At 74.0% G+C, this 14033-nt stretch carries 10 protein-coding genes and 1 pseudogene; 6 read left to right on the top strand and 5 right to left on the bottom strand.

The features are described from left to right. Window positions 1-18 precede the first annotated feature (18 nt). The 3 genes from ACWEPX_RS21450 to ACWEPX_RS21440 all read right to left on the bottom strand — a co-directional run bounded on the left by ACWEPX_RS21450 (window position 19) and on the right by ACWEPX_RS21440 (window position 1932). On the bottom strand, window positions 19-246 hold the full coding sequence (locus ACWEPX_RS21450) for a hypothetical protein (RefSeq protein WP_451898977.1): 228 nt from the start codon (window positions 244-246) through the stop codon (window positions 19-21). Between the two features lie 17 nt (window positions 247-263). Then, entirely contained in the window at window positions 264-482 is a 219-nt protein-coding gene (locus ACWEPX_RS21445) for a hypothetical protein (protein ID WP_451898976.1), read from the bottom strand. 667 nt (window positions 483-1149) lie between these two features. Continuing rightward, window positions 1150-1932: an alpha/beta fold hydrolase gene (locus ACWEPX_RS21440; RefSeq protein ID WP_451898975.1), complete on the bottom strand. Its 783-nt coding sequence runs from the start codon at window positions 1930-1932 to the stop codon at window positions 1150-1152. Window positions 1933-2102: 170 nt separating this feature from the next. Here ACWEPX_RS21440 and ACWEPX_RS21435 point away from each other — a divergent pair, with 170 nt between their 5' ends. From ACWEPX_RS21435 to ACWEPX_RS21420, 4 genes are read left to right on the top strand one after another with little or no spacing between them, the layout of a single operon-like run. Then, window positions 2103-3443, top strand: a complete 1341-nt coding sequence (locus ACWEPX_RS21435; protein WP_451898974.1) for a hypothetical protein — start codon at window positions 2103-2105, stop codon at window positions 3441-3443. After that, window positions 3440-5560, top strand: coding sequence for a CHAT domain-containing protein (locus ACWEPX_RS21430; protein WP_451898973.1), 2121 nt, complete (start codon window positions 3440-3442; stop codon window positions 5558-5560). Before ACWEPX_RS21435 ends, ACWEPX_RS21430 begins: the two co-directional genes overlap by 4 nt. Next, window positions 5557-10065 carry a hypothetical protein gene (locus ACWEPX_RS21425; protein ID WP_451898972.1) on the top strand — a complete coding sequence of 1503 codons (4509 nt, stop codon included), beginning with the start codon at window positions 5557-5559 and terminating at the stop codon, window positions 10063-10065. The genes ACWEPX_RS21430 and ACWEPX_RS21425 overlap by 4 nt, the downstream gene beginning before the upstream one ends. After that, entirely contained in the window at window positions 10062-11075 is a 1014-nt protein-coding gene (locus tag ACWEPX_RS21420) for a hypothetical protein (RefSeq protein ID WP_451898971.1), read from the top strand. The genes ACWEPX_RS21425 and ACWEPX_RS21420 overlap by 4 nt, the downstream gene beginning before the upstream one ends. Before the next feature lie 68 nt (window positions 11076-11143). Here ACWEPX_RS21420 and ACWEPX_RS21415 read toward each other — a convergent pair whose 3' ends face one another. Continuing rightward, window positions 11144-11332 carry a DUF397 domain-containing protein gene (locus ACWEPX_RS21415; RefSeq protein ID WP_451899034.1) on the bottom strand — a complete coding sequence of 63 codons (189 nt, stop codon included), beginning with the start codon at window positions 11330-11332 and terminating at the stop codon, window positions 11144-11146. 320 nt (window positions 11333-11652) lie between these two features. Between ACWEPX_RS21415 and ACWEPX_RS21410 the strand changes: the two genes are divergently transcribed. Then, window positions 11653-12561, top strand: coding sequence for a helix-turn-helix domain-containing protein (locus ACWEPX_RS21410; protein WP_451898970.1), 909 nt, complete (start codon window positions 11653-11655; stop codon window positions 12559-12561). A gap of 268 nt (window positions 12562-12829) precedes the next feature. On the opposite strand, the gene ACWEPX_RS21405 is transcribed toward ACWEPX_RS21410, so the two are convergent. Beyond that, a complete protein-coding gene (locus ACWEPX_RS21405; protein ID WP_451898969.1) occupies window positions 12830-13090 on the bottom strand; it encodes a hypothetical protein in 261 nt (86 codons plus the stop codon). Between the two features lie 306 nt (window positions 13091-13396). Between ACWEPX_RS21405 and ACWEPX_RS21400 the strand changes: the two are divergent. After that, window positions 13397-14005, top strand: a pseudogene (locus tag ACWEPX_RS21400) (DUF262 domain-containing protein); the annotation flags it as partial. Window positions 14006-14033: the final 28 nt, after the last annotated feature.

Genomic DNA, 14033 nt, shown 5'->3' with positions numbered 1-14033 from the left:
AACCGGCCCGCCGATGTGCTACTGCGGCCTCGGCGACGGCGTGCCGACGACCTTGCCCAGGGCGTAACCCGCCCCGAACAGCCCGGCCACGCCGCCGATGAGACCCACACCCGCGGCCACCGTCACGATGGTCGCGGGCGTGGCCAGCACGGGCATCCCGCCGACGACGGCGACGGCCTCGGTGCCTTCGATCGGCACGGCGGCCAGCGCCGGGTCCGCGTTCACCCGGTCCTGCAAGCGGTTCATCTCTTCCCTCGTCTCTGCTAGCGCGGCACGGGGTGCTTGCCTTCGGCCATGGCCCTGGCCACCCCGAACATGTAGCCGGCGTGGAACGCCGCGGCCCCGACGGCGACCCCGAGGGCAATCGCCGTGGTGGCCAGCACCGGCGCCGTCACCGAGACGGCGTCGGGCGCGGAGTTCTCGTCGAGCTCCCCGAAGAGCTGGTCGGACACCGAGTTGGCGTGCGCGATGAGCGTGTTCATTTCCCACCTCCTTCCCTGTTGCGTGGCGTGGACGCTATCGACGGCAGACGGCCCGGGAGTCTCAATGGAGTCTCACGATCACCGGCCCGAACAGCAGGGAGCCGCCGAACCCGTGGGGGGGTTCGACGGCTCCTCTGAGGTCGGGTTCAGTTGTGCGGCTCGGGGCGGAGCGTCCTGCCCCTTGGTCGCCACCGCGTGGTGGGCCAGATGGCAGCTCGCGGTGGCGCGCGCTGCGACGGGCGATCGACAACCCGGGCGCCAGCCCGGTTCGCTTCGGACGGGGCGTTGAAGGTCCCGAGCACCGCTCCGCGCCCAGCCGGTGTGCCTTCAAACAGGGCGGGTCAACCGGAAGCGGCCGTCAGGTGATCCCTTGGCCACCACGAGCGCACGCTACGTCCACCACCTCGCGGCGGCAGGTGCCGCTCCGGTCGCCCACGCGCGAGCATGCCGGGTCCGCCAGCAGGCGCCCAGTCGACCGAATCGACCAGGAGTTCGTTGCGGACAAGCTCTGTTACCCCACCGAGACCTGTTCACGAGACAGCCAGTTCGACCGGTGGTCCGGCGCAGCCGCCATCCGCGCAGGCCTGCCGAACCTTGCGGTGAGCGGCAGCCGGCCTGCGTCGGAGGCGAGCAGTCACGCGGTGAGGCGGGGCGATGCAGGCAGGCGCTAAGCGATGAAGTCGATGACCACATCGCTGGCTTGGGGGCGCATTTCCTCGAAGTAGGCGTGGCGGGCGCCGGGGAAGATGTGGGAGCGGGCGTTGGGGATGCGGGTGGCCAGGAGGGGGGCGTTGGCGGCTGGGGTGATCAGGTCGTCGGAGCCGTGGAGGATGAGGGTGGGGGTGTGGATGCCGGGGAGGGCGTCCCAGGCGTCGTGGGTGTTGCTGGCGGTGAGGTGGCCTCGGGAGGCGTGCGGGGGCATCGAGGGGTCGCCCAGGGTGGTGCGTTTGCCGGGGTGGGTGGCGCGCCATTGCGGGGTGTACATCATGTCCTCCAGCGCTTCCCGGCGGGCCGAGGCGTTGGGCTGGGCCAACGCGCGGCGGACGGACATGGTGCGCTCGTGGGCGTGGGGGCCGCCTGGGGAGGTGCAGCCGAGGATGAGCCTGCGGACCCGGTCGGGGTGGTTGATGGCAATCCACTGGGCGACGCGGCCGCCCATCGACGTGCCGTACACGTCCGCCCGGTCCACCCCGAGCGCGTCGAGCACGGCGATGACGTCCTCGGCGAATCCCGGGGTCGAGTAGGGGGAACGGGGTTTGCCGCTGTCGCCGGTCCCCCGCCAATCGGTCGTGATCGTGGCGTGCGTGCCGTGGAAGTCCGCGCGCACCGGGTCCCACCACGTGTGGTTGTTGGCCTGCCCCGCCAGCAGCACGAGCGGACGCCCGTCGCCGCGCACCTGGTAGGCGATGGGGGTGCCATCGGTGGCCTGGGCGTACCCATCCTCGATCATCTCTGCTCCGCTCCGCCGCGCCTGATCGCCCAATCAGACCATCCGGCGGCAGCGGGTTTCCAATTCCGCCGATGCGGCCCCGCGGGCGCGCGGGCGTGCCATGATCACCGGATCCAACGCTGGTAACCGATCACCGCCGGTGGCCGATGCGAAGGGGGATGGACGCCGAGGTGCGAGTGCCCTTCGAGGTCAGGGAGGACCGTTGGCTGCGCAGGTACGCCCGCGCGCGGGCGGGGTCGGCCGCGCTGCGCGCGACGGTCGCCGACTGGATGGCCGAGCACCGGCGCGACCACGGGTTCCGGCGGTTCGGCCGCCACTTCGACCTGATCGAGCGAGCGGTGTCCGCCATGCTCGACCGCGTTGACGAGGACCTGGCCGCCCCGCGCGAGCCGTACGCCGAAGGCTACGAGCACTGCCGCGCCGCCGACACCCGGGTGGCGAAGGTGCGGGCGCTGTTCCGGTGGTACGCCGACAAATACGACCAGCGCGCCGATCCCGGCACCGGCGCGATCCTGCGGGCCGCCGACGAGGTCGCCCTCAGCTGCTGGCAGGAGGCGTTCCTGGCGGCCGGGCGCCCCGCGCGCAGCGGACCGCTCTGCTACCTGCGCAGCCCGGAGCGGATCGACTGCCTGCAGCGCGGCTGGGTGCCCAGGGACCTGGGCGTCGCCGCCGCCGACCCGCTGGCCCCGTTCCTGGCCGAGCTGCCGGTCCCGGTGATCGGCCTGCCGGAGTCGGTCGCGGGCGAGGCGTGGTGGCTGGCCGCCGTCGCCCACGAGACCGGCCACCTCGTGCAGGCCGACCTCGGGCTCGGACCGGCGACCCGGGACGCGCTGGCCGCCGCGGTCCCCGGTCCGCTCGGCGGGACCTGGGCCGGGTGGCACGCGGAGGTCTTCGCCGACGCCTTCGCGGTGCTGCTGCTCGGCGACGCGCTCGTCTGGGCGGTCACCGAATCCCAGGCGGGGACGCCTGCCCGGCTGGTCGAGCCGATCCCCGGCTACCCGCCCGCAGCCGTGCGGACGGTCCTGCTGGGCGAGCTGATCAGGCGGCTCGGCGGCACGACCACCGCGCCCGACGTGCCCGCTGCCGCCGCCTGGCTGGCGGACCTGGCCTCCCCCGACGCGAAGGACGCCGCCGCATGCCTGGCCGCCGTCCCCGCGGTTGCGGAGGCGGTGCTGGGCATCCAACTCGGCGACCGCCCGCTGCGCGAGGTGGCCGACGCCGCGGTGCTCGGCGGCGATCGCAGGCTGGCGGACTGGGCCTGGCTGCTGGGCGAGGACGACCCCGTCTTCGGCGCGACGGCGACCCGCTCGGCGGTCCGGCTGCTGCTCGCCGCCGGGGTCTCCCGCTACGACGGCGCGACCGCGGACCCCCGCCTGCTCAACTCCAACCTGGTCGCCGCGCTGGCCGCAGCAGGCGCGCCCGGCCTGCTCGCCGACCCGGGTCCGGACCCGGCCGACGCGGTGGCCGACCGCCTGGCCGACCTGCTGTTCGCCGACGGGGAGGCCCGATGACCCTCCCCCGCGTGCTGGTCGACGTGACCCGCCCCGACGCCGCGGGCGGCTGGTCGGTCGACGTGCTCGGGGTCGGGGTCGAGGCGAGCTACCCCATGCCCGCCGCCCAGGTGGAGTCCGACGGCAGGCGCTACCGCGTGCCGGGCCCGGCCGCTCCGGAGGTGGGCAAGCTCCTCAAGCGCATCCGCGACCGGGCGGCCGAGGACGGCGACGTGGCCGAGCTGGGCCGGTGGCTCTTCCGCTGCCTCATCGCCCCGGTGTGGGACCAGATCCGCCAGGCGCAGGAGACCAGGGACGCGCGCGGCGTCGAACTCGCCCTGCGGTGGTCGCCCGACGACACCGACCTGCACCAGCTGGCGTGGGAGGCGATGCACGACGGGACCGGCTTCCTCGCGGGCGACACCGGGCTGCTCATCGCGATCACCCGGGTGGTCGCGGGCGCGCGGACCGAGCAGGCCACGATCACCGGCATCCCCCGGGTGCTCTTCGCCGTCGGCGAGGAGCTGGGCAAGGAGACGATCCGCGCGGGCGCGATGTTCATGGGCCTGCTGCGGGGGTTCGAGACCGACGGGGTGTGCTCGACCACCGCCGTCGACCACGTGACCCTGGACTCGCTGGCCAAGCACTGCGCCGAGGAGCGCCCGGACCTGGTGCACCTGGTGGCCCACGGCGAGCCGGACGGCGCGGTGCGCCTGGGCGGCGAGCGGGTCGACGCGGAGAGCCTGGCCGTGGCGCTGACCCCGACCCACCGGCCGCTGGCCGCGGTGGTCAGCGCGTGCGGCAGCGGCGCCTCCGCCGACGGCGGCCGGTCGCTGGCCGCGCGGCTGGTCGCCGCGGGCATCCCGATCGTCTCGGCGGTCGTCGGCGACGTGAGCGAGCAGGCGTGCAGGCTCTACACCAAGCGCTGGGTGCAGGCGGTCACCGACGGGCTGCCGCTGGCCGTGGCCGTCGCCGCAGGCAGGCGGGCCGCGGTGCAGAACAGCGGGGGCGGCGGCCGGGCCCAGCTGGACTGGGCGATGCCCGCGCTGTTCGTCGCCGACACCGTCGAGGCGTCGTTCCAGCCCTTCGACAGCACCAGGGCGCGCTGGCTGGTCAACGCGGCCAACCGCCTGCACCTGCGCGACCTGCCGCTGTTCTTCGGCCGCGAGCGGATCATCCAGACCATCGACAAGGTCTTCGCCCCGGTGCCGACCGAGGAGCTCGACGTCATCGGCGCGATCACCGCCGACGACATCCACGGCCTCGGCGGCACCCGGCTGCTCCGGGAGATCGGCTACCGGCTCCTGCTGCGCGGGCACCTGCCGGTCATGATCGGCCCCTACCCGGCCGCCGACCCGCCCGCCTCGGTCCGCGACCTGGTGGCCCGGATCGCCCAAGGCATGGCGCTGACGGCGAACGCGCTGCAGATCCCGCCGCTGCCCTGCGCCCTGGCCGAGCGGTACCTGCCCGAAGGCGTGGTCTCCCCCGACAAGTACGACCTCGCCGACGCCCGGGAGCGGTTCGCCGCCGACCCCGCCCCGCTGTCGTGGGAGCGGGCGCGCATGGGGCTGGTCGACGACGCCCAGGCGTTCCGCGCCGCCGCGGCGGCCAAGCACCCGGACCTGTTCGGCGACCACACCACGCTGGTCGTGCTGGCCGACGACCTGCACCGGTGGGGTGTGCTCGACGAGGTCGTGGCGTGGTTGCAGGCGCCGGGCAGCCGCGGCTTCGGCGACGGGGACGAGCGGGTGCCCGCGATCTTCGCCGCGTCGACCCGCGACGCCAAGGCGGCGTCGTTGAAGTCGATGGTGGAGCGGCACTCCTCGCTGCGGTTCGCGTTCCCGGAGCTGACCGGGCTGACCGATGTGGAGTCCGTCATCGGCTACCAGTGGGTCCTGCTGCACCCGTGGAAGTGCGAGGGCGAGACCGACGACCCGTGCCGCTACGTCTACACGGCCCGGGCCGGGATCTCCGACGACGAGCTGGCCTACTCCTTCGAGACGCAGTACGGCCGCAAGCCGGTGGCGGTCAAGCACCCGATGTTCCACCGCCGCGCCATGCAGATGGTGTTGGCCATGCAACTCGTCCAAGGGGACGACGAAGCCGCGTGGACGGCCTACCAGAGGAAGTACCCGTGAGCGACGACCTCGCCGCGAGCCGGCGCGAGCGGCTGGCCAGGCTCACCGCGGAGCTGGACGACGACCCGTACGCCGGGCTCGACCCCGGTCTGCTGTGCCTGGTCAGCCTGCTGCCGCGGTGGACGAGCGAGCTGGTCCAGCGGCTGGACCGGGACCGGCCCGAGCAGCTGCGCCGGTTCATCGAGCAGCTCTTCCACCGCGACATCGTCGACTCCGGGATGGACGATGAGCCGTCGGGCGTCGACGGGCCGCCGCGGACGCTGTTCTGGGTGCGCGAGCGGTGCCGCCGCGACATCGGCGAACTCGTCCGCGACCGCTTGGGCGCGGCGGTGCAGCGGGAGTACGCCTCGCTGTGCGCGCGGGTCGAGCGCCACCAGCCCGAGCGGCTGGGCCTGCGGCTGTGGCTGGAGGTCCGGCAGTTCCACGGCGACCCGTCCGGCCGCAGGCTCATGGACCGGATCGAAAGCCTGCTGAAGGCGGGCGACGTGGCTGCGGCGGAGAGCACGGTCGCCACCGCGGAGGTCGTGGGGGACGTCCTCGGCGGCAGCCTGGACGTGTCGGTGAAACGCGCGCAGTGGCGGCTGGACCGCCAGTACCGCGACAACGACGACCTGCGCCACCTGGAGGGCTACTTCCGCCGCCGCGGCATCGAGTCCGCGCTGCGCGAGCTGGTGACCTCGCCGGACGGCAGCCCGACCTGGGCGCTGCACCTGCGCGGGCACGCGGGCGTCGGCAAGACGATGGTGCTGCGCTACCTGGGGTCCTCCCAGTTCGCCAGGGACCACGGGATCGCGCCCTTCCCGGTCGCCCGGGTCGACTTCGACCACCTGAGCCCGCGCTACCCCGAGCAGCGGCCGATGGAGCTGCTCATCGCGCTGAGCGACCAGCTGCTGCGGTTCGCGCCCTCGCAGGCCAGCGAGTGGTACTACCAGGAGGTCCGCCGCTCCGCCGACGACCTGGCCACCGCGATCGCCGACCCGGACGGCCTCGGCGAGGCCCGCCGCGCCGAGCTGCTGGCCGCGGGGGTGCGGCAGTTCGCCGAGCTGGCCAACGCGATGGACGCCCCGGTCGTGCTGGTGCTCGACACCTGCGAGGAGATCGGCAAGCACTACGCGCCCGGGGTCGCCGCGCCCGCGATCGACCGGACCTTCGAGCTGCTGGAGCAGCTGCGGGCCGCCGCGCCGCGGGTGCGCGTGGTGTTCGCGGGGCGGCGCTGGCTGGTCCCGCCCGAGGACCCCGGGCAGAGCGGGCCGAGCCTCCAGCACCGGGCGTACCTGACCGAGCTGCCGATCACCGGGTTCACCGAGGCCGAGGCGCGCGAGTTCCTGCGGCTGCGCGAAGTGCCCGAGCGCCTGGTCGGCGCCGTGCTCCGGCTGTCGGTCATGGGCGTGCCCGACCGGTACATCCCGTTCGACCTCGACGCCTTCAGCGCGTGGGTGCGCGACGACCCGGACCTGACCGAGGCCGACCTGCTCGGCGCGGGCAACGACCCGTACATCCAGCGGCGCATCGTGGCCCGGATCAGGGACGCGGCGGTGTCGCGGGCGCTGCCGGTCGCGGTCGCGTACGGGCGCTTCGACCAGGCCCTGATCACCCCGGCGCTGACCCGGCTGCGGGTCGACCCGGCCGCGGCGTTCCACGGCCTGGCCGGGCAGGAGTGGGTCACGACGCTGGCCACCGCGCACGGGCGGCCCTCGGTGCTGGAGGTCAGCGACCACATCCGCGACCGGCTGCGGAAGGTGCTCGCCCCCGACTCCCCCCTGCTGGCCAACCCCGAGCAGCTGGGCCGCGACGCCGCGGCGGTGCTCGCCGCGAGCCCGCTGGCCGAGGTCGCCGCCGAGACGGCCGAGGCGGCCATGCGGCTGCTGCCCGCGGCCGAGTCGTGGCGGGTGTGGCAGGACGTCGAGCGGCGGGTGGTCGAGGAGGGCGAGTGGTGGTGGGCCAACCACGTCGCCAACCGGGTCTGCGACGCCGAACCCGCCCGCAGCGGCGGGACGGTCCTGGCCGCCGTGCGGGCAACCCAGGCCGCGGCGGTCATCCACTCCGCCAACCGCGACGACCTCGCCAGGCTGTGGGACGAAGTGCTGCGGCACGCGGGCCACCACCCCGATCGCGAGCACCAGCGGTGCTTGGCGCTGCGGGCGGCGCTGGGCCGGATCGCGGCAGGCGAGCCGATCCACGCCGCGGACGACGCGAGCGTGGTCAGCGAGGGGGGCACCCCCGAGGCGCATTTCGCCGAACTGGTGAGTGAGGCGGTGGACCTGCGGCTGGTCGACTCCGCCATGGCCGCCATCGACACCGTGGCCGCCACCCTGGGGCCGGAGCGGGCGGCCCCGTTCATCGACGGCCCGCTCGACGCGCTGACCCGCGACCCCGACCCCCATGTCGCCGCGCACGCGGAGGTCTGGCTGAACGCGCTGGGTCTGGCGCGCGGCCAAGCCGACACCGGGCGGATGCTCGACGCGGTGCGGCAGGTCGAGGCGGCCGGGCCGCCGCGCCCGTGGCGGGACTGGCAGCCCGCGCCCGGGCTGCTGCACCGCGCCCGGCTGCTGCCCGTGCTCAACGCCCTGCGCGGCGGCGATCCCGTCGCGGAGGACCTGCTGCGCCGCTGGCGCGACGACGCCCTCCCCCACGCCGCCAAGGACATCGATGCCGACCGCCTGGTCGCGGCCGTCCTCGACCACGAGCTGACCCGCTCCCCCGCGTCCCCGGTCCGCACGCGGCCGGCGGCGCGCCACCCCGGCGCCGTCCCCTGGCTGCACTTCCGGCTGGGCCGCCCGCTCGCGATGGCCGTCGCCGACGCCATCGCCGACCCCGCGGACGCCGCGGCGCTGCTGCGCAGGCTGCGCGACGCGGCGGACCCGATGACGGCCGACTCCTGCGACCTGGCCCTGCTGCGGCTGTGCCGCAGGCAGCGCACCACCCGCTACGCGCGGGACGTGCACCGGATGGCCGCCGACGGCAGCCCGCCCCGGGTCCGGGACGAGGCCCTGCTCGTGCTGCGGATGGTCAACGGGACGCTGCCGCGCCGGGAACGGCCGCAGGCGAGCCCCTACGGCCACTGGCGGTGCTTCCCGGACAGCACCCCGCCCGAGGCCCCCGACTGGCCCGCCGACCACATCGACGAGTGGGAGGTCGCCGCCCTCACCTCCCGGGAATCGCAGCGGATCCCCGACGGCAGTCGCGCGCAGGGCTTGGCGGCGCTGATGGCGGCCGAGATCCTCCACGGGTCGGCTCCAGAGCAGGCGGCGCGGTTCCTCAGCTCGGCGGAAGCGGCGCTGCGGGCGGCTGGTGACGACTCGCTGGCGGCCAGCGCGGCCCGGTTGGCCGCCGGGGAGGTCGAGCCCACCGAGGACGAACCGGTGGCCGTGCCGGAAGCGGAGCCGGGCTACGACCTGCCGCGGCTGCTGCGCCCGCTGTCGGCGCTGGTGCTGGTGATGGGCGTCGCCGCGGTCTTCGTCTGGGTCGACGGCATGCTGATCCGCCTGGCCGCGCTCGGCCTGGCGCTGGTCGCCGTCCTGCCGACGCTGGTGCCGATGCGCTCCCAGCAGTTCGGCCTCGGCAGCCTGGTGACCATCCGGCACAGGCGGCGCGGCTCGATCGAGCTGACCACCGCCGCCACCGCCATGTCGTTCTGGCCAACGTGGGGGCAGGCCGGGTTCCTCAACCGGCTGACCCACGCCCCAACCCGGTCGCACGAGGTCTTCCCCGCCGCGCCCAAGCGGATCGGGCGCCACCCGCTGACCACCTCGCTGGTGATCTCCCGCTCGCTGCTGGAGCCCCGCGGCACCCGGTACCCGGTGTGCCTGGACATCGCCGAAGACCTGCACCTCCACGACTGGGAGCGGTGGATCGGGCAGGCGCGGTTCCGGCGCACGTTCCCCTTCCGGCTCGTGCCCGGCGCCCGCCGCCCGCTGCGGCCGGGCGAGTGGCGCGCCCGGTCCGCGGCCTTCGCCGGTCCCGGCGAGCTGCTGCCCGCCGACGCCGACCCGGGGTGGCGCGGCGACCGCCGCCTGCTCTACCTGGTCGGCGCCCCGGTGCGCGTGGCGCGGGGGCTGCGCTTCGCCGTGCACGGCGGATCGGGGCCGCCGTCGGAGGACGCGGTGTCCGACGACCGGGTCAGCAGCGATGTCGGCCAGCTGACGACCACGCCGACCTCGGTGCTGGTGCTGCAAGCCCCTCCCGTGGTGGGCGGGCCGATGCCGCTGGCCACCGCGCGCAACGACTACCTGCGGTGCGCCGTCGCAGCCGCGGAGAACGGCGTGGACACCGTCCTGGTCATCCCGCCGCTGCCCTACCGCGCCGCGGCCGAGGTAGTCCAGCGGATCTGGCGCGCGGTGGCCGATTCGCCGGGCGAGCCGTCGACCGCCGGGCTGTTCGCGCTCGTCGCCGAGGTGCGCGACCTCGTCGTCGCGGCCGAGCGCGGCGCGTCGCCGCGCCCGCGCGCCGACCTCGACGTCGTCTTCTTCCACCGTCCGCTCGCCAGAAGGGCTGCCCGCCGATGACCGCGAAGCGCAACCGGATGCGGGAGCTCGTCAAGAGCTGGTTCACCGCGCAGGCCGAGCACATCACCGTCGAGTTCATCCCCGACGGCACGCCCCCGACCCCGGGCGACGGGTACCTGCGGCTGTGGCTGGTGGAGGGCTTCCTGGCGCAGCGGGTCAGCTGGACCCGCGAGCACTTCCCCGTCCTGCACGGCGGGGTGACCCTGCAGTTCCTCGGCGGCGAGGCGACCCCGTTCACCCGGTTCACGCGCACCGGCGGCGAGCTGACCACCCCTGGCGCGTTCCTGAACTACCCGATGACCCCGCTCGTGCCGTTCGCAGGCGGGACGGTGGAGGTCGAGGCGGCGCTCTACCGGGCCTCCGACGGCGGTCCGCTGGACACCGCGGTGGCGATCGCGGGCAACCTCGCCTCGCTGGTGGGCCCGCCGCTGTCCACCGCGGCGGCGGTCGCGGAGAAGGTGTCGGACGGCATCGCCACCGTGGTGGCCGGGCAGGCGGAGAGCCCCGTGCTCGGCGTGCACTGGGGCATGTCGGCCGCGGACGGCGGGCCGCAGGTGGCCCCGGGCTACCTCGCGGTGGTCAACGGGCACCCGCGCGACTACGCGGGCAAGCTGCGCATCGTCGACGACCGGCTGCACGGCGAGGACGGCCAGCTCACCGGCGTCGATTTCCTGGTGCTGCGGGTGGAATGCCTGCTCGAACGCGACGACTGGGCCTTCCCGGAACTGGAGCGCCTGCGGGTGGCGGCGCAGAAGGCGCTGGTGTTCGGGGAGACCGAGGCGTACGAGTACCACCTCAAGCTGGCGGTCACCACCGCGCTGGAATGCCCTGATCTCAGCCGCATCGACGCCCTGCGGGTCGCCAAGAAGGTGCGCGAGAGCATCGACGCCGCCAAGGAACTCGGCTTCGCCGCCCCCGCAGACGAGCTGTCCCTGGACCCGATCGCCCCGCACACGCTGCCCGGCAGGCACGAGGTGGCCGGGCTGACCGCGGCCGACCTGCTCGCCTAGCCGGGCGGCGGACGAGCCCCGCGGGCCTCGTCCGCCGCTTCGCGCGGGTTACCGCGGCCTGCTGGCCGTCATCGGGCCAACGAGGGCTCCGCGGCCGTCCACGACAAGAACTCGACACCGCTGGACAATGAGATGTCCAGCTTTTGTCCTGGTTTCTTCGAGTCGCGGACGAATACGCGGGCGGCTTCCCTGCGCACTTCCACGCAGTCGCCGCCGAAACAGAACGAACTGCGCCGCCACGGTGCTCCGGACTCCATGTTGACCGCCCCTCGAAGTCGACCGGCAATTCCGTCGCCCATTATTCGACGAGGTCAGGGCCGCGGATATCCGCCGAGCGGAGGGGACGCCGCCGCCGCTCGCTCGCCGGTGTGATGACCGCGCCCACGATCGAGTACCGTTCACAATCGGTGCACATCGATCCCCACCCGCTCCCACCTCTCCCCCACGCCCGCAGGGCGAGTGCAGATGCGCGAGCGATCGGGTAGCCTGCGGGTACAGCGCTAATCTGCGGTACGGCAGATTAGCTCACCGCTAGCTCGAATGGCGGTCACCCGTCCGAGTGATACGAGGAGTGAGGATGGACCGCCCGCCCGCCTCCAGCCCCCGCGTGGAGCGGGAGCGGCTGGCCGAGCTGCTGCGCAAACTGCGCGAGCGCAGCGGGTTGAACCAGGCCGAGGTGGCCGCGCGCACCGGGTGGTCGATGTCGAAGGTGCAACGCGCGGAGACCGCCGTGGTGAGCATATCCGCCAAGGACACCCAGGCGCTGCTCGACGTTTACGAGGTCGCCGACCCCGAACTCGCCCGGCGCATGCTGGCGATGGCCAAGGCGTCCCGGCGCCGCGACTCGTTCACCCCCTACAAAAGGTTCTTCAGCGCCGAATACCAGGACCTGCTCTCCTACGAGGAGTCGGCGACGGCCATCCGGTCGCTCAACTGCTTCGGCCTGCCCGGCCTGCTCCAGACCCAGGAGTACGCGCGGGCGCTGCTGTCGGTGAAGCACTCCGGGCCCAAGCTCGACGCGCTGGTCGAGGCCCGCGCCGTCCGCCAGCGCATCCTGGCCCAGCCCGGCGCGCCGACCTTCGAGTTCATCGTCGACGAGGCGCTGCTGCACCGCCAGGTCGGCGGGCGCGCCGCGCTGGCCCGCCAGCTCGACCACCTGCGGCGCGCGGCCCGGCGGCCCACCACCGCGCTGCGCGTGCTGCCCTTCGGCGCCGACGCCCACCTCGGGCACTGGGAGCAGTTCCTGGTCATCGACGTGCCCGGCGACGCGGCCGGGCGGGCGGCGGTGGAGACGATCGTCTACCGGGAGATCGGCGAGTCCGAGCAGCTGGTGCGCGGTGACGCCGACCGCATCGCCGAGTACGAGGCCGGATACGCCGCGGCCGCCGCCCAGGCGTTGGGCGTCGCGGACTCCCTGGACGTGCTCGACCGGCTCCGGCGTCGGCTGGACGACCCCGCGGAGGCAGCGCGACCCTTACCGAGGTGACCACCCGCGTCCGCAGGCAGCGCTCCCCCGCCCACCCCCCGGAGTACCGATGCCCAGCCTCCCCCCGAACCCGCACACCCCGTGCCGCCACCCCCCTGGCGGCGACATCAGCCCCCCGGCCTGGTCGGACCGGGCCTGGGACCAGCTCAGGCACCTGTGGCAGGACCGGTGGTGCGCCTACGGCGTGGTGACCCGCCTGGCGACGCGGCCGCTGGTGCTCGGTGGCGCGCTGGGGACGGCGCTGCTGTGCTACTACGAGCCGCTGGCGCTAGGAATCATGGCCGTTGGCGGTCTGCTCACGGCTGAAGTTGACCTGCTCACCCGACCGAAGAAGCGCCCGTGACCGGCGCTGGGCGATGAACTCCAGCACGTCGTCGACCTTCAGGCCGAACCCGATGGGCACCGCGAGCGCCAGGAGCAGCGCCAGCGCGGCGCTGCCGGTCAGCGCGTGGACCACCAGCACGACCAGCGCCGTGGCCGCGCCGCTGGCGATCCAGACGACGGCGCGGGGTGGGGGATCCTCAGCCACGGGCACCCCCGCGGGCCGAACCAGCCATGATCGAACCATCCCTGGGACCGGGGATCGGGTCGGGGTGCGGCGCCCGTGATCGGGCTCGCAGGCAGGCGATCCTGCCACAGCGGTCCGACCGCATGCTCACCACCACCAAGGGTCGCTTCCGGGCGCGACGCCGTTACACCATGACAGCTCAACCCCGCAACGCCTAGCCATACTCGCCGGTCGGCCCCCGATAGGACGAAACTTCGGGCCCGATTGCGCATCCACCGACAAATCCCTGACAACTGCGCCACCGAGCGGCTGCGGCAAGATTGCCCGGTGGAGACCTTCAAGCGGACGCCCTTGCAGCTGTTCACGCTCCCCCAGCACTTCGTGATCCCGCTGTTCCAGCGCACCTACGTCTGGAAGGAAGCCGAGCAGTGGGAACCCCTCTGGCAGGACATCCGCCGCGTGGCCGAACTGCGCATCGCCGAGCCGCACCAGCACCAGCAGCACTTCCTCGGGGCCGTCGTCCTGCAGGCCGACGCCGCGGGCACCAGCCGGGTGACGACCTGGAACGTCATCGACGGCCAGCAGCGGCTGACGACGCTGCAACTGCTGATGGACGCGACCGCCGCCGTGCTGGAGCAGACGGGCGGCGCCCGGCTCGCCAGCCAGCTCTCCGCGCTGACCCACAACTCCCCCAACTTCATCCCCGAGGGCGAGAGCTGCCTCAAGCTGCGCCACCTCAACTCCGACCGGGATCCGTTCGACGAGGTGATGACCGCCGAGCCGCCGGTCGACCACGCGAGCCTCAAGCACGCGGAATCGCAGATCACCAAGGCCCACCAGTACTTCAGCACGGCCGTGGTCGAGTGGCTGGGCGATCCGTCGGGTGAGGGGTTCGCCGTCCGGGCGGAGCAGTTGGCGACGGTTCTCCAAACGGATCTGCACCTGGTGACGATCGAGCTGGCGG

The organism is Actinokineospora sp. NPDC004072 (genome assembly GCF_053604195.1).
The sequence above is the reverse complement of the archived record's forward strand: the minus strand, read 5'-3'. Positions and strand labels throughout refer to the sequence as shown.

What these genes read in the sequence shown, in the direction of transcription:
- ACWEPX_RS21450 (WP_451898977.1), bottom strand. Translation starts at nt 246, where the DNA reads ATGAACCGCTTGCAGGACCGGGTGAACGCGGACCCGGCGCTGGCCGCC.
- ACWEPX_RS21445 (WP_451898976.1), bottom strand. Translation starts at nt 482, where the DNA reads ATGAACACGCTCATCGCGCACGCCAACTCGGTGTCCGACCAGCTCTTC.
- ACWEPX_RS21440 (WP_451898975.1), bottom strand. Translation starts at nt 1,932, where the DNA reads ATGATCGAGGATGGGTACGCCCAGGCCACCGATGGCACCCCCATCGCC.
- ACWEPX_RS21430 (WP_451898973.1), top strand. Translation starts at nt 3,440, where the DNA reads ATGACCCTCCCCCGCGTGCTGGTCGACGTGACCCGCCCCGACGCCGCG.
- ACWEPX_RS21420 (WP_451898971.1), top strand. Translation starts at nt 10,062, where the DNA reads ATGACCGCGAAGCGCAACCGGATGCGGGAGCTCGTCAAGAGCTGGTTC.
- ACWEPX_RS21415 (WP_451899034.1), bottom strand. Translation starts at nt 11,332, where the DNA reads ATGGAGTCCGGAGCACCGTGGCGGCGCAGTTCGTTCTGTTTCGGCGGC.
- ACWEPX_RS21410 (WP_451898970.1), top strand. Translation starts at nt 11,653, where the DNA reads ATGGACCGCCCGCCCGCCTCCAGCCCCCGCGTGGAGCGGGAGCGGCTG.